This is a genomic window from Amycolatopsis sp. NPDC114484 (assembly GCF_055633755.1).
The window spans coordinates 136,640-161,634 of the sequence record NZ_JBVKDQ010000008.1; the positions used below are offsets into that span (position 1 = coordinate 136,640).

Genomic DNA, 24,995 nt, shown 5'->3' on the forward strand with positions numbered 1-24,995 from the left:
AGTGCTGGCCCGGTTTCAGCGGCCGCCAGCACTCACGCGGCCAGGTCGGCGGTGGTGCGTTCGGCCTCGCGGCGGGAGGGCAGTTTCGCCGGGTCGGCGTTCGTCACCTGGACCAGGTGCGCGCTGGCGGCGAGCGGAACGAGCAAGCCGTCGAGTACGCCGTCCGGCACCGTCCAGTCCATCGTGGACAAAACTCGGTCTGCCGCGGTCAGGCCGAGTTTTGCCGCGCGGGCAGTGGCTTCCGCCCACACTTCGTCCACAGTGGAGGAACCGAGCGCCAGGGTGTCGCCGGGGGTCGGCCGCATCGGGAAGAACTGGTCGCCGGACATCCGGGCCTCGTTGAGGTAGTCGAGCGCTCCACCGGACGGCGGCGTCGACAGGCCGCGGCCCATCGGGTCGAGCGACACCACCGCGACGGCCGGGGCGTCGATCTCCTCGTCCGGGCTGGTGAACACGACCCGTGCCCCGTCCGGCTCCGCGACCACGTGCGCTCCGCACCACCACGCGCCGAGCAGCACCCCCGCGGTTTGCCAATGTGCGGGCAGCCGCACCGCGACGGCGTCGCCCGGCTCCACGTCGAACTCGTCGACCAGCCAGTTCGCCGTTTTCGCGGCCCAGTTCTGCATCGTCGCCACGGACAGCTCGACCCGGCTGCCGAGCCGGTCGTCGTAGTGCGTGACCAGCGGTTTCGCCGGCGAGGCCAGAAGCGGGCGCAGCAGCTGCTCGGTGAGGCTCATGTCCTCAGGCTAGCCGCGCCGTCAGTCGACGCAGGGCACGCCCGGGATTCCGGAGTCCAGGCCCCGCGGCACCGCCCCGGCCGCCGCGCCGCCGCCTCCGGAGCTGTTCCGCCCGGCCAGGCCGGCGACGAACTTCTGCACTGTCGCCGGGTCGACCTCCACGATGCTCTGCCCGTCCTCGCTGCGGCCGTTCGTGGTGATCACCGGGATCGTCGCGAAGGTCAGGTCGCCCGACGCGAGGCCCTTCACCTGCTGGGCGAACTCGAGCACGTCGAGGTTGTCGTCGAGCACTATCGACCGGTGTACCGCGTCGATCAGGCTGTTGAGCATGCCCGGGTTGGTGAGCGTGCCCGCCGACAGCACCTTGTGCACCGCGGAGGACAGGAACGCCTGCTGCCGCTTGATCCGGTCGAGGTCGCCGTTCGGGAGGTTCTTGCGCTGGCGCACGAAAGACAGCGCCGCGCCGCCGGTCACGGTCTGCACGCCGCGGCGGAAGTCCGCGCCGGAGTCCTTGTCCGAGGTCGAGTGGTTGAGGCACACCGGCACGCCGCCGACGGCCTCGGTGAGCAGATAGAAGCCGAGCAGGTTGACCTCGGCGTAGTGGTCGATGCGGACCTGGGTGAGGTCCTGAACGGTCTGGACCAATGCGCGCCGGCCCGCCCCGTCCGAGTCGCGGGCGATCTTCGCCTGGTCGTGCTCGCCCTGCGCGCGCTCCTCCTCCGCCGCGTGCGCCTTGGCGACGCCGTACGCGGAGTTGATCTTCGCCTTGCCGCGGCCGGGCACGTCGACCCACGTGTCGCGCGGGATCGACATCGCGGAGGCTTTGCCGCCGTTCTTCGGGATCCGCACGAGGATGATGGTGTCGGTGTTGATGCCGGACGTGCCCTCGGTGCGCAACGACTTCAGCATGCTCAACGGCAGCGGGTTGCCCTGCTGGTCGGTGCGCGCGTCGCTGCCGACGAGCAGGATGTCCGTGCCGCCGTCGTCGGCGGGCGGGGCGGGCGGTTCGCCCGCGCGCGGCGTGAGGACGTCGGTGGTCGCGACGTTGTCCTGCAGCTTGTCCTTGGTGACGTACGCGTAGCCGGTCGCGCCCAGTGCGACCAGGGAGACCAGGCCGATCGCGACCCGGCGGGTGATCCGGGTGACCCGGCCCGTGCGGCGTCGCGGTTCCGGCGCCGGGTTCGACGGCTGGGGGAGTTCGACGCGCGGGTGCGGGGAGGGCTTCCACTCGGAAGCGGCTTCCGCGGCGGCACTTTCCGGGTTGGCGGCAGCTTCGGTGCTGGCGTCGCCTTCGGAGCCGTCGACACTTTCGGAGCTGGCGGCACCCTCGGTAACCGGCTCGGCTTTCTCAGCCCCGCTGTCCTCGGTCGCCTCTTCGGCTAAGGGCTCAGCGGCAGCGTGCTTCGGCTCCTGCATTCCGTCGGATTCACGGCCCGAGGCGTCGGAAACCGCCGGACTGTCGGCGGAATCCGCCGTCCGGTCCGGTTTGTCCTGGTTTTCACTCACCCCGGCTACCTCCCCGCTCACCAGCGTACGGCCTGCGGTGCGCCGCCACGCTGGGTGCTCGACTCTAGTTGACGCAGGGAACATCGCCCGCCGTGATCAGCGGTGCGGGTGAGGTCGAAGGTCCGGACGAGGGCGGCGCGGACGGCGAGGACGAGGGCGGCGCCGCGGGAGGGGCCGACGAGGTCGTGGCCGACGCGCTCGCGGTGTCCCGGGAGTCCTTGCCGAGGATCACCCGGACGTGCCCGGCGGCGACATCGGCGTCCGGCTCGGCCTGTGCGTTGTTGCCGAGGGCTTGACGGACCAGGTCGGCGGCCGCTTCGTCGGACGGGTGGTAGCGGAGCACGGTCGTCGCGCGGGTGGACAGCTTCGTGCTCGTGCCGAACTGGAAACCCTTGCCCTGCAACAGACTCTGCATCTGTTCGGCGGCACCCGAGCCGGAGCCGTCGAACAGTTCGACGGTGACCTTTTCGGCCCCGGGCAGCGGTGCGTTGCTGGGTTCCGGTGCGTTGCCGTCGGAGGTCAGCCGGTTGATCTCGGCGCGGACCTTCGCCTGGTCGACGCGCAGCACGTCCGCGCCGCCCATGACCGCGTTGCCCTCGGTGGGGATGGTGTGGAATTCGACGTTGCCGCCGGTCAGCCCGCGCATCTGCTCGACGAACTCCGACAGGTTCCAGCCCGCGGACAGCACCACGGACTTCTTCACCGCCTCGATGAGCTGCGCGATCCGCACCGGGTTGGCCAGCACGTCGGACGAAAGCACCTTGCTCGCCAGTCCGGAAAGGAACGCCTGCTGGCGCCCGATCCGGTCGAGGTCGCCGTTCTGCAGGCCGTAGCGCTGCCGGACGAACGCGAGCGCCTGCACGCCCTCGATGGTCTGCTTGCCCGCGGGCAGGTCGACACCCGACTTCTTTTCCTTCACCGGGCTCTTGAGGCACACCTGCACGCCGCCGATGGCCTTGGTGACCTCGTAGAAGCTGGCCAGGTTCACCTCGGCGTAGCGGTCGATCATGCCCGGTTTGCCGATGAACTTCTCGAGCGTCGCGACGAGGTTCTTGCGCCCGGCGAGCTTGGCTTTCTCGTCGACGTCCTTGAGGTCGGCGTTGCCCTTGGCCTGCAGCGTCTTGGCGGTGTCGTTGTAGGCGTAGACGTACGCGCTGTTCAGCTTGTGTTTGCCGAAGCCGCCGGTGATCTCGACGTAGGAGTCGCGCGGGAAGGAGATGGCGATCGCGTGCTCCCCGCTCTGCGGGATGTGCACGAGAATCATCGTGTCGGTCTGCTTCTCGCCGTCGGACTCGCCGGCGTGCAGCATGTCGAGCACCTCGCGGGGCAGCGGGTTGCCCTGCGCGTCGGTGCGGCTGTCCTGGCCGACCAGGAGGATGTCAATGGCCCCGTCGAGCGGTTTCGCGTGCGGCTGTTGCTCGCCGAAGATCGCCGTGGTGGAGAAACCGGACTGCGGGTCGCCGATGAACTGCCAGCCGTACCAGGTCAGCGCCAGCACGACCACGGACACGACGGACAGCAGGATCTTCCCGCTTCGCCGCAGCACGACGACCACGCCGCGACCGCGGTGCACCGGCAGCGGCGTCCCCGGCCATTCGGCCACTGTTCCTCCCCAGGATGCCCGCGCGTTTCGCGCTTTGCCGAACTCTACCGACTCTCGAGTGAGCCACCCGTAGGCTGGTGGCGAGAGTGCCCGGTCGGGCGGAAGGGTGGATGAGGATGCGGGTCCTGGTCACAGGCGGTGCCGGGTTCATCGGTTCGCACTACGTGCGGCAGGTGTTGTCGGGGGCGTATCCGACGCTTGCCGACGCCGAGGTCGTGGTGCTCGACAAGCTCACCTACGCGGGCAGCGAGGCGAACCTCGCCCCGGTCGCCGACAGCCCGCGGCTGCGCTTCGTGCGCGGCGACATCTGCGACACCGCACAGGTCGCCGAACTGATGCGCGGCGTGGACCTGGTCGTCCACTTCGCCGCGGAGTCCCATGTGGACCGCTCGATCCTCGGTTCGGCGGACTTCGTGCTCACCAATGTGCTCGGCACGCAGACGTTGCTGCAGGCCGCGCTCGAGGCGCAGGTGGGGAAGTTCGTGCACGTCTCGACAGACGAGGTGTACGGGTCCATCCAGGACGGTTCGTGGTCGGAAGACCACGTGCTGGAGCCGAATTCGCCGTACTCGGCCTCGAAGGCGTCGTCGGATCTGATCGCGCGGTCGTACTTCCGCACGCACGGTTTTCCGGTGTGCGTCACGCGGTGCTCGAACAACTACGGCCCGTACCAGTTCCCGGAAAAGGTCATCCCGCTCTTCGCGACGAACCTGCTGGACGGCAAGAAAGTCCCGCTGTACGGCGATGGTCTGAACATCCGGGACTGGCTGCACGTGGACGACCACTGTCACGGAATCCAGCTGGTCGCCGACGGCGGCCGTCCCGGCGAGATCTACAACATCGGCGGCGGCACCGAACTGACCAACCGGGAACTGACCGAACGCCTGCTCGCGGCGACCGGGGTCGGCTGGGAAATGGTCGAACCGGTGGCCGACCGCAAGGGCCACGACCGGCGGTACTCGGTCGACATCGCGAAGATCAGCGGGGAACTCGGTTACGCTCCGCGGGTGTCGTTCGAGGACGGTCTGGCGGAGACAGTGCGCTGGTACGCCGACAACCGGTCGTGGTGGGAGCCGCTGAAGGCCCGCGCCGCGCTCGGCACGTCCTGAAAACTCTTTCGCAGTAGGAGGTACGCCGGTGCGGCTGGCAGTGCTCGTGCCCGGCGGTTCTGGCCAGCTAGGCCGGGACCTGGTGAATTCCGCGGGCCCGGAAACGGAGGTGCTCGCCCCTTCGTCGGCGGAGCTGGATGTCACGGCGACCGGCCAGGTGATCGCTGCGGTCGGCGAACTGGCGGAGCGAGCGGCGGCTGCCGGAGCGGTGCCGGTGGTGATCAATGCCGCGGCTTATACGGCGGTTGACGCTGCGGAGACTGACGAGGCCCGGGCGTTCGCGGTGAATGTGGACGGACCACGGGTGTTGGCGGCAGCCTGTACTTCCCGGCGGGTGCCGTTGATTCATGTCTCTACGGATTATGTCTTCCCCGGGGATGGCGATCGGCCGTACGAGGTGGATGATGCGCTCGGGCCGCAGAATGCCTATGGGCGGACCAAAGCTGCCGGGGAGGACGCAGTCCTCGGGTCTGGAGCCTCGGCTTGGGTAGTGCGGACTAGCTGGGTTTATGGGAAGACTGGAGCTAACTTCGTAGAGACGATCCGGCGGCTGGAGGGGGAGCGGGCCGAACTGTCCGTTGTGGACGATCAAGTAGGGGCACCCACCTGGTCGGCTGATCTGGCTGGCGGCCTCTGGGAGTTGGCCGAAGCGGTTGCCTCTGGACGCGGACCCGCCGGGAAGATCCTGCACTGCACCGGCGGAGGAGAGACTTCCTGGTACGGCTTCGCCCGAGCGATCTTCGAGGAGATCGGCGCGGACCCAGCCCGGATAAAGCCCTGCACGACTGAAGAATTCCCCCGCCCCGCCCCGCGCCCCGCCTATTCCTTGCTCTCCAACACTTCCTGGCGAGACGCAGGACTAACTCCTTTGAGGGACTGGCGCGAAGCTTTAAACAGGTACATCCACGCCTAAACGGAGAAAGCCCCAGCCCCCTCCCTGCACCCCGATACGAAGCCTCTCTGCGGTCGGTGGGTGCTTGTCAAGGCATCTTTCCCGCCTTGACAAGCACCCACCGACCGTCAGCACAATTACGGCTTCGGGGTGCCTTTCTTCGTGGTCTTTTCCGGCTTCGCCGGTTCTTTCCCTGGCTTCGCCGGGTTTCCTTTGGGGGACCCCCACCCCGATTTTTTGATTGTCACTACGGTCTGAGGTCTTTGTCAAGGCGGGAAAGATGCCTTGACAAAGACCTCAGACCGCGTGCTCGGCGAGGATCGGGGTTGCGGGAGGGGTCTGGGTGGTTGCCCGGCTTGTGCTTTTCGCTGCGGTTTCTATACCGCGTTACGCTTCGGTCGCCTGGCGGTATGCATCTAGTGTGCGTAGTGCGGTGTTGTGCCAGGTGAAGCTTGCTGCGTGGGTTCGGCGGGCGGTGGATGTTGCCAGGCCGTGGGGGTCGGTTACGGCTTGGCGGAGTGCTTCCGCTAGGCCGTCTACATCGTCATACGGGACGAGGGTGGCGCAGTCTCCTGCTACCTCGCGCAGGGCGGGGATATCCGTGCAGACGACGGGGACATCCGAGGCCATTGCTTCCAGGACAGGCAGTCCGAAGCCTTCATCCCTGGAAGGGAGTACGAGGGCGGCGGCACCGGCTACCACGGTGCGAAGGTCCACATCGGACAGATATCCGGTCTGTCCCGACCTCGGCAGCCTCGGAAACGGTCCAGGGCCAGCGAAAACCAACGGCGGCAAATCCGGCGCGGCGGCATGGGCGGCGGCTAGCCAGTCCAACCCCTTGCGTGGTCCGGCGGCACCGGCGAACAGCAGGTACTTCTCCGGCAACCGCAGCTTCGCTCGCACTCCGTCGTCCGGTGGGCGGGCGGTGAACCAAGCCGGATTCACCCCGAGCGGGGTGGCGATGATCTTCGATCGGTCAACATCCAGCTTCTCGGCGACAGAATCCGCGACGGCCTCGGTGGGTGTGCAGATGACATTCGCTCGGTGTGCGCCACGTCGGACCAACTCAGGCAGCGTTCGGTCAGAGTGCGCGAGTTCCTGCGGGGCGTCGATGAAAGCCAAGTCGTGAATGGTCAGCACCCCGGCGGCACGGAGGCGGCCGGGGAGAACGAAGTTCGTGCCGTGAACGACATCGGTGGGTCCGGCGAACAGTTCCACTGGCGGCAGCTGGGTGCGCAGCCAGGTGGCCCGCAAAAGGCGAGCGGAGACCGGCATTCCCCGGGCCTGGACCCCGTGCGGCAGCACATGCCGCAACTTTCGCCAACCCCGCAAAGTGAACGCGACGGCTCGAAGGTCCACTTCGGACATCGAAGCCAGCTCTTCGCTCAACGCGGCGGTGTACCGGCCAATCCCCGTCCGGGAACCGAGCAGGGGGGTGCCGTCTAGCAGGACGCGCAGCGGACGATCAGCCACGGCGCAACCGCTCCCGCGCCACCTTCGTGACCCGTCCCGCTGCTCGCCTCGCCAATTCGCCTGGGCCGCCGGCCGCGAGATATTCGCGTACCAGAGCCAAATCCCGCCGTACCAGTGCGGAACCACGCACCGGGTCGCTGACGGTGAGATCCGCGCCGCCGGGCAACCGGTCGGCGGCCGGACGCGGGTTGCGGCAGAACTCCACCAGCGGTTTCAGCGCTTCCGGCCACGCGTATCGCTGCGCGACCACCCGGATCCGTTCGACGCAGGCGTCGGCGAATTCTCGGTCGTACAACGACTTTTCCAACGCATCCGCCAGTGCGCCAGCGTCCTCGGCGGGAACGACCACGCCGAGATTCTCCGCGCGGACGAGGTCGGCGAAGGCGTCCCCGTCTGTCGTCACGATCGGCAAGCCGGCCCATAGGTAGTCCAGAACCCGGGTGCGGAAAGCGAAGGTCGTCTCGACGTGTTCGTAATGCGTGGTGACACCGCAGTCGGCGTCGAGAAGCCAGTTCTGGCGGTCCGAATACGGGACCCACTGCTCGTTGAAGAAGACGTTCTTGTCCGTGAGGCCCAGCGAATCCGCGAGCCGCATCGTCCGGGCGCCGATGTCCATCTCGGCGACCTCGGGGTTCGGGTGCTTCATGCCGAGGAACACGAGACGGGCGTCGTCGCGGCGGTGGCGTAGCAGGTCGAAGGCGCGGATCAGGGTCAGCGGGTCGAACCAGCTGTAGACGCCGCCTGCCCACAGGACTACGCGGTCGGATTCCCCGATGCCCAAGGCGGAACGCAGGCCGGGGCCGGTGCGCGTCGGGGCTTGCGGGGAGAGGCCGAAGGGGACGACGGCGAGCAGCGACTGGGTGGTCGGGTCGGCGTCGTAGAGCCGCGGGGACAGGCGGCCGAGTGCGGCGAGGTGGCCTAGCCAGAAGTGCCGTTGGCGTTCTGAAGCGCAGAGGAAGAAATCGGCTCGTTCGAGCTGGGCGTCCAGGACCCGGGTGACGCCCGCGAGGTCGAGCGCGCGCTGGTCGTCGGGGGCGTCCTTGCCCTGTTCCAGCAGCTCCAGGTGCATCGGGTCGTAGACGTCGGCGACCACGATTTTGTTCTCGTGCTGTTTCTTCAGCGACGGGGCCAATTCCAGCACGTGCCCCTGCAGGATCACGACGTCCGCCCATTCGATGGGGCCGTCGAGATCGCGGTGCTTGCCCGAGCTGACCTGGAAGGCCGCGGGCGGAGGCGAGACCAGCGGGTTGGTGGTCATCAGGTGCACGTCGTGCTCGGCGGACAGCGTCGAGGCGATGTTCCACGCCCGGATCGCGGGGCCGGCCATCCGCTCGGTGATCGAATCGCCGGTCAGGACGAGGATCTTGCGCCGCTGCCCGAAAACGTCCTTGATGCCGAACGCTTCGACGAGGATTTCGTGTGCCCGCAGGTAGTCCGGCAGCGGGTAGGCGGGCTCAAGTGCCTTGCGCAGCAACGGAAGCAGGTCGGCGTCGGTGCGCACGCGCGCGGCTTGCTCGACTGCGCGGGACTCGGCGAGCGAAGGCATCATCTCGACGAATCGGTCCACCGCCAAGACTCCGGCGAGAGTGGTGCGCGGGACCGAGATGTCCGACGTGTCGACCGGGCCGACGCCCTTCTCCAGGTCCAGCTGGTCCGGATTGATGCCGCCGCGGGCGGTCGCTCGGCGGACGGCCAGCGCGAGTGCCGCGGGCAGGGCTCGGGCGAGCGATTCGTCGGAGAGATTTTTGTACAGCGCGGCCAGTGCGTTGCGTTCCAGCAGGAAGGTCTCGCGGCCGGTGTCCGGTGCGTCGACGGCGGACATGGTGCCGTGGTGGCGGTGGTAGGTGAGCGATTCCGGCACATACCGGACGCGCCAGCCGCGCAGGTTGAGCCGCCAGCCGAGGTCGACGTCCTCGTAGAACATAAAGAAGCGCTCGTCGAAACCGCCGAGTTCGGCGAATACCGAAGCGCGCACGAACAGCGCTGAGCCAGTGCCGAAGAGGACATCCTTGGCGACGTCGTGTTCGGCCTCGGGCACGTCCGCGAGCGGGCTGCCGGCGTGGCGTTTGTAGCCCATGCCGAACCAAGTCAGACCCGCGTCCACGAAGTCGGTGCCGGTGCCCTCCCAGTCGACGACCTTGCTCGCCACCGCGGCGACGGTCGGCTGCGCGCGCAGTTCGGCGACGGCCGCGGAGACCCACGCCGGAGCAGGGCGCGCGTCATTGTTGAGGAAGCCGAGGACGGTGCCGTTCGCGTGCTGCGCGCCGAGGTTGCAACCGCCGGCGAACCCGGTGTTGACCGGCGATTCGATGAGCTGCACGTCCGGCACCGCGGCCCGGATGCGGGCCGCGTCGCCGCCGCCGGAAGCGTTGTCGACGCAGATCAGCTCGACATTCGCGTAGTCCAGGTCGGCTCGCAGCGCCCGCAGGCAGGTGATGGTGTCGTCGGCGCCGCGGTAGTTCACCACGATCACCGAGACGAGCGGTTGCGGGTCCCCCACTGCCAAGACGAGCTCCTCCGTCGAATGTCCGCCCAGCTTAAAGGCCAGCCCAGGCTTCCCAGATCGCGCCTCGGCCCAGCGCCGAGATCCGGCTCACGCGACCGCGTTCCCGCAGCGTGCGGGGGAGCCGGAGGACGATCTCCGCCAGCACCCTCGACCGTAGTGCCGGGTCGAAGTTCGCCGCGTCCGGGCGGTGCCGGCGCAGCGGCAGCAAAGCGGTGATCGCGGCGAAGCGGGCTAGCTCCCGGAAGGCGACTTTCATAGGTGCGCAGCGCAGCAACATGAGCAACCGGTTGCGTTCGTTCCACCGGTGAAACAGCGGTGAACCAGGGTTCGTGCTGGCTCCGTGCAGGTGCTGGACGCGTGCCTTCGGCGCGGAGGCGACGTGCCATCCGGCCAGCCGCAGCCGCCACGCGGTGTCGGTGTCTTCGTAGTAACAGAAGAAGCTCGCCGGAACTCCGCCGACCGCGCGGACGGCTTCGGTGCGCAGCAGCGCGGCACCGCCGCAGAAGCCGAAGACCTCGTCGCTGGGTTCGGTGAGGTCGGCACCGTGGCCGTCGGAGGTGAGCCGGACGCCGGTGGACTGGGTGCTGCCGTCGGGCAGTTCGAGCCGGGACGTCACGGCGGCGGCGAGCGGCTGGCTGTCGAGGGTGTCTTCGAGGGTGCCGAGCCAGTCCGGTTCGGGGGCGGCGTCGTCGTTGAGCCAGGCGACGCGCGGGGTGTCGACGCGGTCGAGCGCGTGGGCCATCGCGCCGGCGTAACCGGTGTTTCGGCGGAGCCGGAGGACCTCTGGACGGCTGGGGTGCGCGGCCAGAATCGTTGCGGTGCCGTCGGTTGAGGCGTTGTCGACCACGAGTGTCCGATGTGGACGGTCCTGGGCGGCGAGCGCGTCGAGGCACGCGCCGAGGTGGTCTGCCCCACGCCAGGTCACCACGACGACGGTGGTGCCGGATTCCGCGCTGGTCACCTGGGAGAGAATAGCGGCGTGCCCGAACTGGTCGTGATCGCCGAGCAACTGCTCGCCCCCGTTCCGGGTGGCACCGGCCGGTACACCGCCGAACTGCTGCCCGCGCTCGCCCGCACCGCGCCGCCCGGCTGGACCGTGTCCAGCGTGGTCGCGCGGCACGCGGACGTCTCCGCGGCGCGGATCGAGGGTGTCGAAGGGCCGCGCGTGCTGCCACTGCCGCCGAGGGCGCTGGTCGCGCTGTGGCAGCTGGGTCTGCGCTGGTGGCCGGGTGGTGACGCGGTGCACGCGCCGACCCCGTTCGCGCCGCCCCGTCCCCCAGCTGGGCGAACGCTGACCGTCACCGTGCATGACACGGTCCCGTGGACGCATCCGGAGACCCTGACCGCGCGCGGCGTCAGCTGGCACCGGTCGATGATCGCGCGGGCCGCGCGGCGGTCGTCCGGGCTGATCGTGCCGACCCGCGCGGTCGCCGACGAGCTGGCGGTGCTGCTGGAGGTGGACGTCCCGGTGCGGGTCGTGCCGCACGGGGTGACCGTGCCGGAGGGGTCCGCGAAGCTCGATCTGCCGTCGCGGTACGTGCTGGCTGTCGGCACGATCGAACCGCGCAAGGGTATGGATGTGCTGGTCGACGCGGTGGCTCTGCTCGACGGCACCGACGAGGTCGGCGAGGTGGGCCTGGTGCTCGCCGGCCAGCCCGGCTGGGGCGGGATCGACCCGGTCCGGCTGGCGGCCGACCGGGGGCTGAAGTCGGTGCGGGTGCTGGGGAAGGTGACCGACGCCCAGCTGGCGACGGCGATGCGCGGCGCGAGCGTGCTGGCGATGCCGAGCCTCGCCGAGGGCTTCGGGCTGCCGCTGCTGGAAGCGATGGCGATCGGGGTGCCGGTGGTGCACACGGACGTCCCGGCGCTGGTGGAGGTGTCCGGCGGGGCGGGGCTGGTGGTGCCCCGCGGCGACGCCGACGCGCTGGCGCGGGCGCTGAAAGAGGTGCTGTTGTCGCCGGACAAGGCGGCGGAGATGTCGAAGCTGGGCCGCGAGCGAGCGCGAACGTTCACGTGGCGGGCCGCGGCGGAGGCGGTGTGGGCCGCGCATCGGCGGGCGAGCTGACCGGTGGGGGCTGCGATCGAGATGCTCCGAGTCGACGCGGACTGAGCGAGGCGGCGGAGCTGGGCTTGTGGCGGAGGCGGGGTGGGCCGCGCATCGGCGGGCGAGCTGACAGTCAGGCAGAACCTCCGAGGTCACACGGTCGGGTGAACCCGGACGGGTGAGCGCAGGTGGGCGAGGTTCGGCACCCCCGGAGTGGGCGGCAGTTTGCCGGTTCCTGACCTGTGCGGTGGGTGATCGCCGTACGCTGCACTCGTGACCGGTGATCCCCGTGTGCTGATCGACGCGACCGCGGTGCCCGCGGATCGGGGCGGGGTCGGCCGATACGTGGACTCGCTCGTCGGCGCGCTCGACCAGGACGGGGCCCGGCTGACGGTGGTCTGCCAGCCGCGCGACCTGCCGCTGTACGGGCAGCTCGCGCCCAATTCCCGGATCGTCGCCGCATCGCCCGCGACCTCGACGCGCACCGCTCGGCTGACCTGGGAACAAGCCACCTTGCCTCGGCTCGTGCGCCGGCTCGCCGCCGACGTCGTGCACTCTCCGCACTACACGATGCCGCTCGCCAGCGGGGCCGCTTCGGTGGTCACGCTGCACGACGCGACGTTCTTCACCGACGCCGTCCTGCACTCGTCGGTCAAGGCCCGGTTCTTCCGCTCGTGGACCGCCACCGCGCTGCGCCGGGCGACACTCTGCGTAGTTCCCAGTCACGCGACAGCAGTAGAACTGGCTCGGGTGAGCCCGGTGCGGCGGGCCGAGCTGGAGATCATCCATCACGGCGTCGACAGCGAACGGTTCCATCCGCCGTCCCCGGAGGAGGTCGCGGCGGCGCGGAAGGCGGTCGGGCTCGGCGCGACGCCGTATATCGCGTTCCTCGGGGCGCTCGAACCGCGGAAAAACGTGCCCGCGCTGATCCGCGGTTACGCCCGCGCGGTCGCCGGGCAGCGGGACGCTCCGGCGCTCGTGCTCGCCGGTCAGCCCGGCTGGGACACCCAGGTCGAGCGCGCGCTGGACGCGGTGCCGCACCGGCTTCGGGTGATTCGTGCGGGTTATCTGCCGTTCGGCACGCTCGCCGGATTCCTTGGCGGCGCGGAACTTGTGGCGTACCCGAGCCTCGGCGAAGGCTTCGGACTGCCGGTACTCGAAGCGATGGCCTGCGGTGCGGCGGTACTGACCACGCGCCGGCTGTCGCTGCCGGAAGTCGGCGGGGACGCGGTGGCGTACTGCGGCGTCGGGGCGGGCGATGTCGCCGCGGCGTTGACGGAATTGCTGGCCGATCCGTCGCGTCGCTCAGTGCTCGCTTCCGCGGCGCAGCGGCGCGCCAAGGAATTCTCGTGGACGACAACGGCGGATCGGCACCGCGAGGCTTACGGAAAAGCCTGGCACCAGCATTTGCGCAATCGCTAACGGAGGCCGTAAAGGGCTTCCGCGTTGGCGTGCGCGATTTTTTCCCGGTCTTCCTGGTTCGGCAATTTCTCCAGGAATTCCGTGATGGCCGTGGCTTGGATCTGATGGAACGGGTAATCGCCGGAGAGCAGGATCCGGTCCGTCGTCGTGTATTCGAGTGCGTTGCGCAGCATTCGGGGGGCGAGCATTCCGCTGGTCGCCAGGTGAATGTTGGTGCGGAAATACTCGGAGACACGACGTTCGAGATGGGTCGCGGTGTGCGACAGGCTGTCGATGCGGTCCAGCGCGAACAGGACCACCTCGCCCCAGTGTCCGAGAACGACTTGCAGGTTCGGGTGGCGGTCGAAGGTCCCGCGCAGGATCAGCCGGATGACGGCGAGTCCGGCCTCGTAGTGCCAGCCGAGGCCGTAGGTGGCCAGCCCGAGGTCGAGTTCCGGGCCGAATCCACTGTAGGAAGCTCGCCGCACCGACTCCACCGGGATCTGCGGGTGGACGAAAACCGGCCGCCCGAGCGACGCGGCCGCGCCGAGCAGTTCGTCGTAAGCGGGATCGTCGAGGGGACGATCGCCGCTGCGGCCGTACGACATGATTCCGACGTGCGCTGGATCTTTCGCGGTCCGTTGCAGTTCGGCGAGCGCAGCGTCCGGATCGGACATCGGCAGTGTCGTCATGGCCCGGAAGCGATCGGGGTGTTTCGCGACGGCCTCGCTGGCGAGTTCGTTCGCCTCGCGGCTCAGCTCGATGCCTTGCGGCGGCGGGCATCCGTGCGTTCCCGGCGGCGCGATCGAGAGGACCTGGACGTCGATGCCCGCCTCGTCCATCCACGCGACGCGCTGGTCGCCGATGTCGAGCAGGCGTTCCGGGAGGTCGCCCCGGTCGTTGTGGGCGATGCTCGGGTCGCCGGATTCGGCGCGCAGCATCCGGTCGATGCCGGGGGTGGTCCAGTGCTCCTCGATCGCGACGGTTTTCATCGGCCTCCTCACTGCGGCTGGTGGTTTCGAGATTACCAGTTTTCGCTTAACCGGCCGTGGGCGTTTTGCGGACGTGGTGCGCGATAGCGACCACGACTCCGCAAGCGACGAAGAATGCGGTAACCATCGGATTCATGAATTTAGACAAACTGGGCGTGCTTTCCGGACTTAACGCCCAGAGCGCGAGGACTCCGAGATAGACCGCGGTCAGTCCGGCGGACCACCAGCGCAGGGCGCGCGGCTGGGAATCGCGCAGGCTGGAGACGACGAGCGCGATCAGCGGGAGGCCGGAAAGCAACGCGAACTGTCCTAGGACGAGCGCGGGAACGGACCAGGCAGTGATCAGGATGGGCAGCGAGGCGCGGGACGCGGTCATGACGATTCTCCTTCGAGGGGTTGTGCTCAGTGGTGGCAGTGGGCTTCGGCGGCGGTCTTCAAATCGGCGAGCCAGAGGTCCAGTCCCGGAGCCAGGTACTTGATCGCGGTGGCCGGGTCGGACTCGATCTGCTGCCCGGTCCAGCTTTCTTCGGTGCGGACGATGACCCCGCCGCGCACCGGGACGAAGTTCCAGACGTGCGTTCCCTTGTCGATCCGCAGGCCCTGCCCGATCGCGGGACCGGACCACCGGACGCACTGGCCGGGCTTGACCTGGTGGACGGTCGAGGTGATGACCAGCGTGGTGGGCGGCGTCGACGGCGTGGCCGGGGCGGGTGTGGTCCAGCGGAACCGCGAACCGGGGTGCAGCCTGCCCGGGTCGAGGCGCTTCATGCTCGTGACCGGCTTCTGCCAGCGCGGCCAGCTTTCGACGTTGGTGTGCAGCCGCCACACCGTGCTCAGCGGGGCCTTGATGAAGGTTTCCGCGCGGTGGTGGAGCTGGGCTGCCGGGTCGATGCCGTTGCCTTGGCAGGTCAGGGAACCCGGGTGCGTGGCGGCTTGGGCGGGTGCGGCGCCGAGCAGTCCGGCGGCGATCGGAAGCGCGAGGAGGGCGGCGCGCAGGCTGCGACGGCGGGGCGTGGTGTGCGACATTGGTGAACTCCATTAGCTGTAGTTAGTGCTATTAACTCTGGTTAAGACCATGCTGGCTCGTCACCGTGAACGTCAATAGCGGAAGTGAAGGGGCTTAACTACACTGGGCGGGGATGAGCGAAGGGGAACGGCCGATGACCGAACAGGCACCGCGGGAGCGCTACCGCGAGCAGGTGCGCGAGGAGATCAAGCAGCACGCCCGGAACCAGATCGCCGAGGCGGGGCTGCCGGCGTTGTCGCTGACCGCGATCGCCAAGCAGATGAGCATGACCGTGCCCGCGCTGTACCGGTACTACCGCGGCCGGGACGAGCTGATCACCGCGTTGATCCGGGACGCGTTCCGGAGCCTCGCCGACGCCGTCCGGGCGGCGGCGGATTCCGGGGCGGACCTGCTGGCCCTGGCGCACGTCATCCGGGATTGGGCCAAGGCGGACCCGCAGCGGTACTTCCTCATCTACGGCACCCCGGTGCCCGGCTACCACGCGCCGCCGGACACGACGGCGATCTCCAACGAGGTCATGGAAGTCCTGATCGAGGCGAACTCGGGGCCAGCCGAACCGGAGCCGGCGACGCCGTTCCACCAGCACCTGGAAACCCATCGCGAGTGGGCGCCCGGCGACAACGTCGGTACCGGTGCGGTGCACCGCGCGCTGTCCTTCTGGACCCGGCTGCACGGGGTGTTGTCGCTCGAACTGGCCGGCCACTTCGCCGGGATGGGGTTCGACCCGGCCCTGCTGATCGACGATGAACTGGCCAAGCTGAAGGCGTGAACGGGAGTGACTGCGGGTGACCGGTTCGGTGGGCTGAAGTAGCCGTCGGTGAGCAGTGGACAATGGCGCGGTGACTGAGCAGCGCACGTATGGTGACCGCGTCGGCGTCGTGACCGTGACCTACTTCCCCGGCGAAACGCTCGAGAAGTTCCTCGACACGCTCGACAAGGCGACCGACCGCGACGTGCATGTCGTCGTCGCCGACAACGCGTCCACCGACGGCGCTCCGGAAAAGGCAGCCGAACGCGAGAACGTGACGCTCGTCAGCATCGGCGAGAACGTCGGCTACGGGACGGCCGCCAACCGCGGCGTCGCGGCGCTCGACGACAGCTACGGCTGGGTCGTCGTGGTCAACCCGGACCTCGAATGGGAGCCGGGCTCGCTCGACGCGCTGATCGAGGTCACCGGACGCTGGCCGCGCGGGGCCGCGTTCGGGCCGCTGATCCACGACCTCGACGGGACCGTCTACCCGTCCGCGCGGCTGCTGCCGTCGTTCGGGCGCGGGATCGGGCACGCGGTGTTCGGCAAGATCTGGCCGGGCAACCCGTGGACCCGCGAATACCGCCAGGAGAACGCCGCGCCGACCGAGCGCACGTCCGGCTGGCTGTCCGGCTCCTGCCAGCTCTTCCGGCGCGAAGCGTTCGACTCCGTCGGCGGCTTCGACACCCGCTACTTCATGTACTTCGAGGACGTCGACCTCGGCGACCGGCTCGCGAAGGCGGGCTGGCAGAACGTCTACGCCCCGTCGTCGAGCGTGATGCACATCGGTGGCCACTCGACGGCGCGCGCGTCGGCGAAGATGCTGCGCGCCCACCACGCGAGCGCCTACCGCTACCTCGCCGACCGGCACCAGGGGCTGCTGTGGAAGCCGGTGCTGGCGGCGGTGAAGCTCGGGCTGGCGTTGCGCGTGAAGCTGGAGACCCGCAAGGGCTGAGGGTCCGCAAAGGACAGCAGGGCAACCGGCGTGCCTCCGCGGGCGTCCGGATGCTCAGCAGCCGCAACACTTTGCGGTCGTAAAGATCGCTCGCGGGAGGCGCGACCTCCCGCACGGGAAGCCTCCCTGGGCGATCCGGGCAACCCGGGCCGGGGGAGACCCCGCGCGGATCACAGCCCGTCGAGCCGCCGGGACAGGTTCGACCGTCCGCTGTTCTGCTTGATCGTCGGGACCAGGCCGGTCATTTCCTCCTCGGCCGGTTCCTTCAGCGGGCTCGCCACCGGCTTCGCCTGCGGGCGCGGGACCAGCGGCGTCGTCGTCTGCGGACCGGCCGGGCTCGGCACCGTCGGCTGCGGCAAGGTGTTCTGCGGGCCGGGGATCTCAAGCGGCCGCGTCGGCGTCGGCTGGGCCAGCGGATGCGGCGACGGCTGGGTCTGCGCGCCGCGGGCCAGCGGATGGTCGTTCTCTTCGATCAGCGACGCGGGCAGCTGCGTCGTGGTGTCGGGGTCCAGCCCGGAGACCACCGCTCTGGAGATCTGCTGGGTGCTGGAGGAATCCATCGGAGACGTCATGTTGTCCGGCGTCACCACGAAGGCGCCGCGGGATCGTGCGCGTGCGAGCAAAGCGTCCGCGCGATCGCGGGGGTCCATTCCCCTCGGCCTCCCGACTGACCCGGGGCCTCTGGGGAAAGGCCCGCCTGTTTCCTGTCTAGGGTAGGCCCTCGGGGCCCGCGCCGCCCACGTTTCCCGCGGCTTGTCGCTCAGCGGTGCGTGATACAAAGGAGATTTCTGTGACGTCCGAGGTCGAGGTCGACGCCGTCGTACTGGTCGGCGGCCAGGGCACGCGGCTGCGCCCGCTCACGCTGTCCGCGCCGAAGCCGATGCTGCCGACGGCGGGCACGCCCTACCTGAGCCACCTGTTCTCCCGCATCCGCGCGGCCGGCATCCGGCACGTGGTGCTCGGCACGTCGTACCGGGCCGAGGTGTTCGAGGAGTACTTCGGCGACGGGTCCGCGCATGGTCTCGAACTCGAGTACGTGGTGGAGGACGAGCCGCTCGACACCGGCGGCGCCATCCGCAACGTCTACGACCGGCTGCGCGCCGACCACGCGATCGTCTTCAACGGCGACATTCTCTCCGGGGCCGATCTCCACGCCCAGCTGCGCACCCACCTCGACTCCGGCGCGGACGTCACCCTTCATCTGCAGCGCGTCCCCGACCCGAGCCGGTTCGGCTCGGTGCCGACCGATCCCGACGGACGGGTCACCGCTTTCCTGGAGAAGACCCCGAACCCGCCGACGGACCAGATCAACGCCGGCTGCTACGTCTTCCGCCGTCCGGTGATCGAGACCATTCCGGTGGGGCGGCGGGTGTCGGTCGAGCGCGAGACGTTCCCCGGGCTTCTCGAGAATGGTGCGCATCTGCACGGATTTGTCGACTCTTCGTACTGGCTCGACGTCGGCACCCCGGAGGCGTTTGTCCGCGGCAGCGCCGACCTGGTTCGCGGCGTCGCGCCTACGTCCGCGATGGCCGGGCCGACCGGCGATTTTCTCGTGCTGGACGCGGCTTCCATCTTTACTGGCGCGAAGCTCACCGGCGGTACGACGATCGGTGCGAGGGCTGTCGTCGGGAAGGACGCGACGGTGTCCGGCTCGGTCGTGTTCGACGACGCGGTGATCGGCCCGGACGCGATTGTGGAGAATTCGGTGCTGGGTCGCGGAGCTCAGGTCGGCGAGGGCGCGGTGCTGCGCGGCGTGGTGCTCGGCGACGGCGCGTCGGTGGGGGCTCGCTGCGAACTGCTCGACGGGGTCCGGATCTGGCCTGGCGTTTCGGTGCCGGACGGCGGCATCCGGTTTTCGAGCGACGCGTGATGGAGTGGCGTCCGGGGTTTCCGGTGGACCTGGCCGAGGTGCTGGGTCCGCTGAGCCGTGGGCGCGGCTCGCTGAACTTCCGGCGCGACCGCGGCGTCTGGTGGCTGGCCGCGAACACGCCCGGCGGCAAGGGAACGCTGGCGCTGCTGCACCGGCCGGACGGCGTCGTCGAGGCCGAAGCTTGGGGCGACGGCGCGGATTTCCTGCTTGAGGGCGTGCCCGCGCTGCTCGGCGCGGACGATGACGACACCGGTTTCGTCGCGCACCACGACGTGATCGCCGAAGGCCGCCGCAACGCGCCCGGGCTGCGGCTCGGGTCGACCGGGCGGGTGTGGGACGCGCTGATGCTGGCGATCCTCGAACAGAAGGTGAGCGGCAAGGAAGCGATCCGGTCGTGGGCGGAGCTGTGCCGGTGGTTCGGCACGCGCGCGCCCGGACCGGGGCCGGAATTCCTGCGGGTGCCGCCGGATCCGGTCGCCATTCGGTCCATTGTGGACTGGAACTGGCACAAGATCGGCGTGGACCTGAAGCGCCGCACGGCGTTGATCGAGGCGGCCCGGGTGGCGCCGCGGCTGGAGGAAGCGGTGCGGCTGCGCGGGGTCGAGGGACGCGCGTGGCTGCGGAAGGTGCGGGGCATCGGCGTGTGGACGGCGGCGGAGATCGCCCAGCGCGCGTGGGGCGACCCGGACGCGGTCAGCTTCGGCGACTACAACATCCCGGCGATGGTCGGGCACACGCTGCTCGGGCGGAAGATCGACGACGAGGAGATGGCGCGGGTGCTGGAGCCGTATGCCCCGCAACGGCAGCGCGCGATCCGGTATCTGGGGGCGGCTGGTGCTCGACGGCCGCGGTTCGGGCCGCGGATTGAGCTGCGGGACTACCGGGCTATGTGAGTCACCGCGGTGGGTGTGGGCGGGGTGCGGAGGCTGAGGTTCCGGCTGCGGGGTTACCGGGCTATGTGAGTCAGCGCGGCGGGTACGGGTTCTGCGGGTTCTGCGCTTGGGGCGGGAACCCGGGCTGCGGCGGGTACGGGTTCTGCGGGTTCTGCGCCTGCGGCGGGACGCCGGGCTGCGGCGGGTACTGAGCGCCAGGCGGCGGATAGCCGGGCTGGCCGGGGTAGTTCTGGGCAGGATAGCCGGGCTGTTGCGGGCCGGGCGGGGGATAGCCCTGGCCAGGAGGCGGAAAGCCCTGCTGCGGCGGGAAGTAGCCCGGCGGCGGGCCTTGCTTCCGCCGGGACGAGGCCCGCACCGCGGCCACGATCGCGATCACCAGGCCCGCCAACAGCAGCAGGACGATGAGATGCCAAGGCTGCAAAGCCACGTTGAAGACCCTCCCCTGGTCGAGGCTTTAATCGTAGGACGGCTCAGCCGGGAAAGTGAGTCAGCCCTGCGGGTTCTGCGGCGGATACTGCTGCTGACCGGGCTGCTGCGGATACTGCTGCTGCGCACCCGGCTGCGGGTACTGGCCCTGCGGCGGGAACTGCTGCGGCGGGTACGGACCCTGCGGCTGCTGACCGTACGGAGCGCCCGGCCCGGCCTGCGGCGGCTGCTTCGGCCGTCCCACCGTGAATTTCAGCACCAGCACGACCACCAGCAGCAGGACCAGCGCGCCCGGCAGGACGAAGTTCAGCATGGGTTTCCCCTCGGTCGGGCACGGACAAAACCAAATGCTAATTCCTCGCCGCGGTCAGCGCAGGGCAGCCGCCGCGATCGCCACGCCTTGTTCCGCCGACAATCCCAATCCCCGGATCACCTCGGCGTACGAGGCCGCGGCGGCTTGCGCGCGCGACAGCGTCTCGTCGCCGGTCGCACCGACGAAAGTGCCTGCCCTGCCTCGGGTTTCCAGCAGACCGGCTTCCTCGAGTTCGCGGTACGCGCGCGCCACCGTGTTCGGCGCGATGCCCAGGTCCGCGGCCAGTCCGCGCACCGTCGGGAGTTTCGCGCCGACGGCCAGGGTGCCGTCGTTGATCTGGTTCGCGAGCGAGGTCCGGACCTGTTCGAACGGCGGAACGGGCGAAGCCGGGTCGTAGCTGATGCTCATCGTTGCCGCCGTTTCCTTCGGATGCTCACCACAATGCCCAGCGCCAGCAGCGCGAACGCCACCGCGAAGCCGATCAGCACCACCCATCCGCTGATGGCGACACCGGTGTCGCCCGGGTGCGGGTGCGGTCGCGCCAGGTCCATGCGTCCAGGTTAACGGGCCGCCGCGATCAGTTCGGCCAGATCTTCCGAACCCGCGGGCAGCGCGTCGACCGGCCACCAGCGCAGGTCGTCGGATTCGTCGCTGCGCACGGGTTCCGCGCCGGGCGGGGCGTGCACGACATAACGGACGTCGAAATGCCGCGTGGGGACGCCGAGTGAGCAGGTGATCGGATGGACGTCCAGGTGCACCGGCGTTTCCCCGATCACCAGGCCGCTCATGCCGGATTCCTCGGTCGCCTCGCGCAGAGCGGCTTCGGACAGCGACGCGTCGGCCGGTTCGCAGTGCCCGCCGAGCTGCAGCCAGCGGCCGACGCGCGGGTGCAGCGTGAGCAGGACCTGCGTGCCGGTCGAGTCGAGGACTACCGCGGACGCGGTCAGGTGCCCGGCCTCGCAGGAACGCTGGCAAGTGTCCGAACGCGACGCCAGGAAGCCGAGAAACGCTTGCCGCAGCGACTCTTGCGCCGGGGCCTCGGGCTTCCACTCGGTCAGCGCGGCGACGGCGGATTCGTGCAGGGTCATCGTTCGATCAGCCAATCGCCGGTGGTGAGCGGTCCGCGCGGGGGCGCGGGTTCGGCCGGGTGCCCGATCGCGACCGCGCCGAGCGGGTGCCACTGGTCGTCCAGGTCCAAAGTGGACCGGACGAGGTCGGCGGCGAAGATGGTCGAGCCGATCCAGCACGAGCCGAGGTCTTCGGCGGCCAGCGCGACCAGCAGGCCTTGCACGGCGGCGCCGGCGGCGACGGTGAACATCGTGCGTTCGTGCCGGTTTCGCCGGTCGTCGCGGTAGGTGTGCGCGCCTTCGGGGAGCAGGAACGGGATCACCAGTTCCGGCGCGCGGTAGAGAATGTCGCCGCGGGACAGGCGTTTCGCGATCTGTTCGGGAGTGAAACCGTCGCTGGTCAGGTCGGCTTCCCAGGACGCGCGCATCGCGTCGAGGAGTTTGCGGCGCAGGCCTTCGTCGCGCAGCCAGATGAATCGCACGGGGTGCGTGTGGTGCGGCGCGGGCGCGGTGAGCGCGGCCGCGACGGCGCGACGCATTGCCTCGGGATCCACCGGCTCGTTGCTGAATTGCCGGACGGAACGCCGGTGCGGCACGGCTTCCCGGCGGCCCTGTGCGATGGATTCGTTGGTGCCCAAGCGGAAGAGGTCTTCGTCGACCGGGCGGATCAGGTCGCGCGCGGTTGAGCCGTCGTCGTGGATCTGCAGTCCGCGCACGACCGCCACCGGCAGTCCGCCGAGCTTGCCCTTCACCAGATCCGAGGCGGCGGCGATCTCGTCCGCGACCGCGATTTCCGTAACGGCCAGTTCGTTGCCCTGCGAATCGACCTGCCCGGCATACCCGTGCAGCACGCGCAGGCCGGACGCGCCGATCGCGGCGTCCGTCTGGCCGACCCGCCAGGCCCGGCCCATGGTGTCGGTGACGACCACGGCCACCTCGACGCCCAGCCGCTCCCGCAAACCGTTGCGCAGAGCCAAAGCCGACCCGTCCGGATCCGCGGGCAGCAGCGCGACCTCGTCGCCGCGCACGTTCGACGCGTCGATCCCGGCCGCCGCCTGCACGATGCCCAGCCGGTTTTCGGTGATCAGGGTGCGCGCGATCCGGGCGACCACCCGCACCGATTCCTGTTCGATCAGCTCGCGCCGGGCCGCGTCGCGCGCTTCGGGGTCGCTCGGCACCCGGACCAAATTGCCCTCGATTTTCGAGAAAGCCTTGCTGGTCACCACGACCACGTCGCCGGAACGCAACCAGGGCGCGGCGGAAACGATCGCTCCGGTCAGGTCGTCGCCGGGACGAAACTCCGGCAACCCCGGGACCGGCAGGATCTCGATCTTCTGGGAAGCGTGGTCAGTCAAGGGAGACTCCCGCTACGTCGAGCGCCGCACGGACCATGTCCGCCGTCGCGTCCACATCGGACATCAGCAGCGGCACCGCGCGCACGTCCACGCCGGGCACCGTGACCTCGTGATCCTCCGGCGCGACGAGCCATCCGTCGAGCACGCCGCCCTCCGAACGCGCACCGTAATGCCGGCCGACGGCCTCCGCGGAGGTCTCCACGCCGATCGCAGTGAGACACGCGTCGGCCATGCCGCGCAACGCTTTCCCGCCGATGATCGGCGACACCCCGACGACCTTCGCACGAGATTTCCGCAGTGCGTCGCGCACCCCGGGCACGCCGAGCGTCGTGCCGACCGACACGACCGGGTTCGACGGCGCGAACAGCACGACGTCCGCCTCGGCCAGCGCCGCCAGCACACCGGGGCCGGGCTTGGCCTCGTCGTTGCCGACCGCGACGATCGAATGCGCGGGCACGCTCGCCCGGTAACGCACCCACCACTCCTGGAAGTGCACGGCCTTCTGCTGGTCCGGCTGCTCCGGATCGTCGATCACGACGTGCGTCTCGACCCGGTCGTCCGACATCGGCAGCAGCCGCACGCCGGGCTGCCAGCGGTCGCACAGCGCCTCGGTGACCTGGGACAGCGGATAGCCCGCGCGCAGCATCCGCGACCGGATCAGGTGCGTCGCGATGTCCTTGTCGCCCAGCCCGAACCAAGTCGGCTCCGCGCCGTAGGCGGCGAGTTCCTCCTTGACCGTCCAGGTCTCGCCCGCGTGGCCCCAGCCGCGTTCGGAGTCGATGCCGCCGCCGAGGGTGTACATGCAGGTGTCGAGATCCGGGCAGATGCGCAGGCCGTGCATCCACACGTCGTCGCCGGTGTTCACCAGCGCGGTGATCTCGTGCGGAGACTCCGGGGACTCGCCCGCGCCGATCGCGGGAAGTCCGAGTGCGGTCTTGACCCCGAGCAGGAAGCGGGCGCCGCCCACCCCGCCAACCAGTACGACGATCTTCACGACTGGCGATCCTCGCACGTCCGCGGCGCCGGGCCCCAGTACCGGTACCTGTGGTGCTCCGAACAGCCCAGCGCGGAATACAACGCGAGTGCGCCGGTGTTGCCCACCGCCACCTGCAGGACCCAGTTTTCCGCTCCGTGCGCGCGGCCCCAGTCCGCGAGCGCGTGCAACACCGTCGTGGCCAGGCCGCGGCGGCGAAACTCCGGCGCGACCGCGAGACGGGAGACGTGCAGCCAGTCGTCCACGATCGCGCCGCGCACCGCGCCCGCGGTGCTCCCGCCGGCCAGAACCACGCCGTAGCCGACCTTTCCGGTGGTCACGACGTGCCACTGGGCGGAACTCGGCTCGGTGGTGTTCTCGGCCAATGCCCACCATTCCGGCGTCGCCTGGTCGAGGACCTCGGCGTCGCGCGAAGGCCCGGACGGCAGCGGACCGGTCAGTACCGACACGTGGTGCCCGGCGGGGTGTTCGACCTGTTCGCGCCAGCCCGCCGCGGCCACCTCGCGCTCCAGTTCGCTGTCTTCCAGCACCTGGACGGCGGGCGGAATGCCGCGGGCGTGGGCGAAGTCACATACGGCCTCGAGCGCGTCCGGGACTCCGCGGCGGGGTCACCGACGGCGAGTGCGCTGTTCGCGCGCCCGGTGAAGCCGTCCGCCCAGCGCAAAGTCCACTCGCCGAGCGGCTCCTCGACCACCGCCGGCCACGCTTTCGCGCACACGATTTCGAGCTTTTCCCGGGAGTTCACGGTTAGATTGTGACGGAGAGAGCTGTCCCGTTCCGCAGGAGAACCCATGAGCTACGCGCGCAAGGACGACCGGCACAACGACGAGCTTGTCGACGAGATCGCCGATGGCTTCAAGCGGACTCTCGAAGAGAAACGCGAGGACGGCAAACCCGCCGGCGCCTCGTTCACGATTACCGGCGATGCCCGGAACGCGCCGAAACCGCGTCGCCGGGACCGCTGAGCGGCGCGGATCCGCCCCGTTTCCAGGGGTGGGATAAGGGTCGCCTAACCACCACCGGGGGCCGGGGAAGCGCGTAATGTCCGCACCGACCGGCCCAGCAGGAGAAGCCAGGAGTACGC

Annotated in this window: 26 protein-coding genes and 1 pseudogene; 9 read left to right on the plus strand and 18 right to left on the minus strand. The window is 69.6% G+C overall.

Annotated elements, in window-relative coordinates; genetic code table 11:
* Positions 1-32 precede the first annotated feature (32 nt).
* The 3 genes from ACZ7SW_RS21270 to ACZ7SW_RS21280 all read right to left on the minus strand — a co-directional run bounded on the left by ACZ7SW_RS21270 (position 33) and on the right by ACZ7SW_RS21280 (position 3,846).
* Entirely contained in the window at positions 33-737 is a 705-nt protein-coding gene (locus ACZ7SW_RS21270) for a TIGR03089 family protein (protein ID WP_470232153.1), read from the minus strand.
* A gap of 21 nt (positions 738-758) precedes the next feature.
* Positions 759-2,243 (minus strand): LCP family protein, encoded by a 1,485-nt coding sequence (locus ACZ7SW_RS21275; protein WP_470232154.1) that lies wholly within the window; start codon positions 2,241-2,243, stop codon positions 759-761.
* A 64-nt stretch (positions 2,244-2,307) separates the two neighbouring features.
* Positions 2,308-3,846 carry an LCP family protein gene (locus ACZ7SW_RS21280; RefSeq protein WP_470232155.1) on the minus strand — a complete coding sequence of 513 codons (1,539 nt, stop codon included), beginning with the start codon at positions 3,844-3,846 and terminating at the stop codon, positions 2,308-2,310.
* Positions 3,847-3,962: 116 nt separating this feature from the next.
* Here ACZ7SW_RS21280 and rfbB point away from each other — a divergent pair, with 116 nt between their 5' ends.
* Both rfbB and rfbD read left to right on the plus strand, forming a co-directional pair.
* The gene (rfbB, locus tag ACZ7SW_RS21285) at positions 3,963-4,955 is read left to right on the plus strand and encodes a dTDP-glucose 4,6-dehydratase (RefSeq protein WP_470232156.1); all 993 of its coding nucleotides are present in this window, start codon (positions 3,963-3,965) and stop codon (positions 4,953-4,955) included.
* Between the two features lie 28 nt (positions 4,956-4,983).
* Positions 4,984-5,868 carry a dTDP-4-dehydrorhamnose reductase gene (gene rfbD, locus ACZ7SW_RS21290; protein ID WP_470232157.1) on the plus strand — a complete coding sequence of 295 codons (885 nt, stop codon included), beginning with the start codon at positions 4,984-4,986 and terminating at the stop codon, positions 5,866-5,868.
* 366 nt (positions 5,869-6,234) lie between these two features.
* Here rfbD and ACZ7SW_RS21295 read toward each other — a convergent pair whose 3' ends face one another.
* Genes ACZ7SW_RS21295 through ACZ7SW_RS21305 form a run of 3 tightly spaced genes read right to left on the minus strand, consistent with a single transcriptional unit; the run spans position 6,235 to position 10,787 of the window.
* Entirely contained in the window at positions 6,235-7,320 is a 1,086-nt protein-coding gene (locus tag ACZ7SW_RS21295) for a glycosyltransferase family 4 protein (RefSeq protein WP_470232158.1), read from the minus strand.
* Complete coding sequence (locus ACZ7SW_RS21300; RefSeq protein ID WP_470232159.1) at positions 7,313-9,826, minus strand: glycosyltransferase; 2,514 nt, start codon at positions 9,824-9,826, stop codon at positions 7,313-7,315. The genes ACZ7SW_RS21295 and ACZ7SW_RS21300 overlap by 8 nt, the downstream gene beginning before the upstream one ends.
* Positions 9,827-9,857: 31 nt before the next feature.
* Positions 9,858-10,787 (minus strand): glycosyltransferase family 2 protein, encoded by a 930-nt coding sequence (locus tag ACZ7SW_RS21305; protein WP_470232160.1) that lies wholly within the window; start codon positions 10,785-10,787, stop codon positions 9,858-9,860.
* Positions 10,788-10,805: 18 nt separating this feature from the next.
* Between ACZ7SW_RS21305 and ACZ7SW_RS21310 the strand changes: the two genes are divergently transcribed.
* A complete protein-coding gene (locus tag ACZ7SW_RS21310) occupies positions 10,806-11,891 on the plus strand; it encodes a glycosyltransferase family 4 protein (RefSeq protein ID WP_470232161.1) in 1,086 nt (361 codons plus the stop codon).
* Positions 11,892-12,161: 270 nt separating this feature from the next.
* Positions 12,162-13,292, plus strand: a complete 1,131-nt coding sequence (locus tag ACZ7SW_RS21315) for a glycosyltransferase family 4 protein (protein WP_470232317.1) — start codon at positions 12,162-12,164, stop codon at positions 13,290-13,292.
* Here the strand turns inward: ACZ7SW_RS21315 and ACZ7SW_RS21320 are convergent.
* The 3 genes from ACZ7SW_RS21320 to ACZ7SW_RS21330 are packed head-to-tail and all read right to left on the minus strand — an operon-like array spanning position 13,289 to position 15,289.
* The gene (locus ACZ7SW_RS21320; protein WP_470232162.1) at positions 13,289-14,263 is read right to left on the minus strand and encodes an amidohydrolase family protein; all 975 of its coding nucleotides are present in this window, start codon (positions 14,261-14,263) and stop codon (positions 13,289-13,291) included. The two genes, ACZ7SW_RS21315 and ACZ7SW_RS21320, sit on opposite strands and share 4 nt — an antisense overlap.
* Positions 14,264-14,309: 46 nt before the next feature.
* The gene (locus ACZ7SW_RS21325; protein WP_470232163.1) at positions 14,310-14,639 is read right to left on the minus strand and encodes a hypothetical protein; all 330 of its coding nucleotides are present in this window, start codon (positions 14,637-14,639) and stop codon (positions 14,310-14,312) included.
* Positions 14,640-14,665: 26 nt separating this feature from the next.
* The gene (locus tag ACZ7SW_RS21330; RefSeq protein ID WP_470232164.1) at positions 14,666-15,289 is read right to left on the minus strand and encodes an SRPBCC family protein; all 624 of its coding nucleotides are present in this window, start codon (positions 15,287-15,289) and stop codon (positions 14,666-14,668) included.
* A gap of 134 nt (positions 15,290-15,423) precedes the next feature.
* Here ACZ7SW_RS21330 and ACZ7SW_RS21335 point away from each other — a divergent pair, with 134 nt between their 5' ends.
* Positions 15,424-16,059, plus strand: coding sequence for a TetR/AcrR family transcriptional regulator (locus ACZ7SW_RS21335; protein WP_470232318.1), 636 nt, complete (start codon positions 15,424-15,426; stop codon positions 16,057-16,059).
* 70 nt (positions 16,060-16,129) lie between these two features.
* Positions 16,130-16,993, plus strand: a complete 864-nt coding sequence (locus ACZ7SW_RS21340) for a glycosyltransferase family 2 protein (RefSeq protein WP_470232165.1) — start codon at positions 16,130-16,132, stop codon at positions 16,991-16,993.
* Positions 16,994-17,163: 170 nt separating this feature from the next.
* Here the strand turns inward: ACZ7SW_RS21340 and ACZ7SW_RS21345 are convergent, their stop codons facing one another.
* The gene (locus tag ACZ7SW_RS21345; RefSeq protein WP_470232166.1) at positions 17,164-17,643 is read right to left on the minus strand and encodes a hypothetical protein; all 480 of its coding nucleotides are present in this window, start codon (positions 17,641-17,643) and stop codon (positions 17,164-17,166) included.
* 140 nt (positions 17,644-17,783) lie between these two features.
* On the opposite strand from ACZ7SW_RS21345, the gene manB reads away from it, so the two are divergent.
* On the plus strand, positions 17,784-18,863 hold the full coding sequence (gene manB / locus ACZ7SW_RS21350) for a mannose-1-phosphate guanylyltransferase (protein ID WP_470232167.1): 1,080 nt from the start codon (positions 17,784-17,786) through the stop codon (positions 18,861-18,863).
* Entirely contained in the window at positions 18,863-19,756 is an 894-nt protein-coding gene (locus tag ACZ7SW_RS21355) for a DNA-3-methyladenine glycosylase family protein (RefSeq protein WP_470232168.1), read from the plus strand. The genes manB and ACZ7SW_RS21355 overlap by 1 nt, the downstream gene beginning before the upstream one ends.
* 70 nt (positions 19,757-19,826) lie before the next feature.
* Here ACZ7SW_RS21355 and ACZ7SW_RS21360 read toward each other — a convergent pair whose 3' ends face one another.
* The 8 genes and pseudogenes from ACZ7SW_RS21360 to ACZ7SW_RS21395 all read right to left on the minus strand — a co-directional run bounded on the left by ACZ7SW_RS21360 (position 19,827) and on the right by ACZ7SW_RS21395 (position 24,656).
* Positions 19,827-20,183: a hypothetical protein gene (locus ACZ7SW_RS21360; RefSeq protein WP_470232169.1), complete on the minus strand. Its 357-nt coding sequence runs from the start codon at positions 20,181-20,183 to the stop codon at positions 19,827-19,829.
* Positions 20,184-20,243: 60 nt separating this feature from the next.
* Complete coding sequence (locus tag ACZ7SW_RS21365; protein ID WP_470232170.1) at positions 20,244-20,495, minus strand: hypothetical protein; 252 nt, start codon at positions 20,493-20,495, stop codon at positions 20,244-20,246.
* A 54-nt stretch (positions 20,496-20,549) separates the two neighbouring features.
* Entirely contained in the window at positions 20,550-20,903 is a 354-nt protein-coding gene (locus ACZ7SW_RS21370; RefSeq protein WP_470232171.1) for a GntR family transcriptional regulator, read from the minus strand.
* Positions 20,900-21,046, minus strand: a complete 147-nt coding sequence (locus ACZ7SW_RS21375; RefSeq protein ID WP_470232172.1) for an LPXTG cell wall anchor domain-containing protein — start codon at positions 21,044-21,046, stop codon at positions 20,900-20,902. Before ACZ7SW_RS21375 ends, ACZ7SW_RS21370 begins: the two co-directional genes overlap by 4 nt.
* Positions 21,047-21,055: 9 nt before the next feature.
* Entirely contained in the window at positions 21,056-21,583 is a 528-nt protein-coding gene (locus tag ACZ7SW_RS21380) for an NUDIX hydrolase (RefSeq protein ID WP_470232173.1), read from the minus strand.
* Complete coding sequence (locus ACZ7SW_RS21385; RefSeq protein ID WP_470232174.1) at positions 21,580-22,917, minus strand: coenzyme F420-0:L-glutamate ligase; 1,338 nt, start codon at positions 22,915-22,917, stop codon at positions 21,580-21,582. Before ACZ7SW_RS21385 ends, ACZ7SW_RS21380 begins: the two co-directional genes overlap by 4 nt.
* A complete protein-coding gene (gene cofD / locus ACZ7SW_RS21390; RefSeq protein WP_470232175.1) occupies positions 22,910-23,911 on the minus strand; it encodes a 2-phospho-L-lactate transferase in 1,002 nt (333 codons plus the stop codon). Before cofD ends, ACZ7SW_RS21385 begins: the two co-directional genes overlap by 8 nt.
* Positions 23,908-24,656 (minus strand): annotated as a pseudogene (locus ACZ7SW_RS21395) (GNAT family N-acetyltransferase). The gene cofD and the pseudogene ACZ7SW_RS21395 overlap by 4 nt, the downstream one beginning before the upstream one ends.
* A 46-nt stretch (positions 24,657-24,702) precedes the next feature.
* Here ACZ7SW_RS21395 and ACZ7SW_RS21400 point away from each other — a divergent pair.
* Entirely contained in the window at positions 24,703-24,876 is a 174-nt protein-coding gene (locus ACZ7SW_RS21400; RefSeq protein ID WP_470232176.1) for a hypothetical protein, read from the plus strand.
* Positions 24,877-24,995: the final 119 nt, after the last annotated feature.

Excerpts from the sequence above, each read along its gene's own strand:
- ACZ7SW_RS21270 (WP_470232153.1), bottom strand. The coding sequence starts at position 737 with ATGAGCCTCACCGAGCAGCTGCTGCGCCCGCTTCTGGCCTCGCCGGCG.
- rfbB (WP_470232156.1), top strand. The coding sequence starts at position 3,963 with ATGCGGGTCCTGGTCACAGGCGGTGCCGGGTTCATCGGTTCGCACTAC.
- ACZ7SW_RS21320 (WP_470232162.1), bottom strand. The coding sequence starts at position 14,263 with ATGAAAACCGTCGCGATCGAGGAGCACTGGACCACCCCCGGCATCGAC.
- ACZ7SW_RS21325 (WP_470232163.1), bottom strand. The coding sequence starts at position 14,639 with ATGACCGCGTCCCGCGCCTCGCTGCCCATCCTGATCACTGCCTGGTCC.
- ACZ7SW_RS21330 (WP_470232164.1), bottom strand. The coding sequence starts at position 15,289 with ATGTCGCACACCACGCCCCGCCGTCGCAGCCTGCGCGCCGCCCTCCTC.
- ACZ7SW_RS21335 (WP_470232318.1), top strand. The coding sequence starts at position 15,424 with ATGACCGAACAGGCACCGCGGGAGCGCTACCGCGAGCAGGTGCGCGAG.
- ACZ7SW_RS21345 (WP_470232166.1), bottom strand. The coding sequence starts at position 17,643 with ATGGACCCCCGCGATCGCGCGGACGCTTTGCTCGCACGCGCACGATCC.
- ACZ7SW_RS21355 (WP_470232168.1), top strand. The coding sequence starts at position 18,863 with ATGGAGTGGCGTCCGGGGTTTCCGGTGGACCTGGCCGAGGTGCTGGGT.
- ACZ7SW_RS21365 (WP_470232170.1), bottom strand. The coding sequence starts at position 20,495 with ATGCTGAACTTCGTCCTGCCGGGCGCGCTGGTCCTGCTGCTGGTGGTC.
- ACZ7SW_RS21370 (WP_470232171.1), bottom strand. The coding sequence starts at position 20,903 with ATGAGCATCAGCTACGACCCGGCTTCGCCCGTTCCGCCGTTCGAACAG.
- ACZ7SW_RS21375 (WP_470232172.1), bottom strand. The coding sequence starts at position 21,046 with ATGGACCTGGCGCGACCGCACCCGCACCCGGGCGACACCGGTGTCGCC.
- ACZ7SW_RS21380 (WP_470232173.1), bottom strand. The coding sequence starts at position 21,583 with ATGACCCTGCACGAATCCGCCGTCGCCGCGCTGACCGAGTGGAAGCCC.
- ACZ7SW_RS21400 (WP_470232176.1), top strand. The coding sequence starts at position 24,703 with ATGAGCTACGCGCGCAAGGACGACCGGCACAACGACGAGCTTGTCGAC.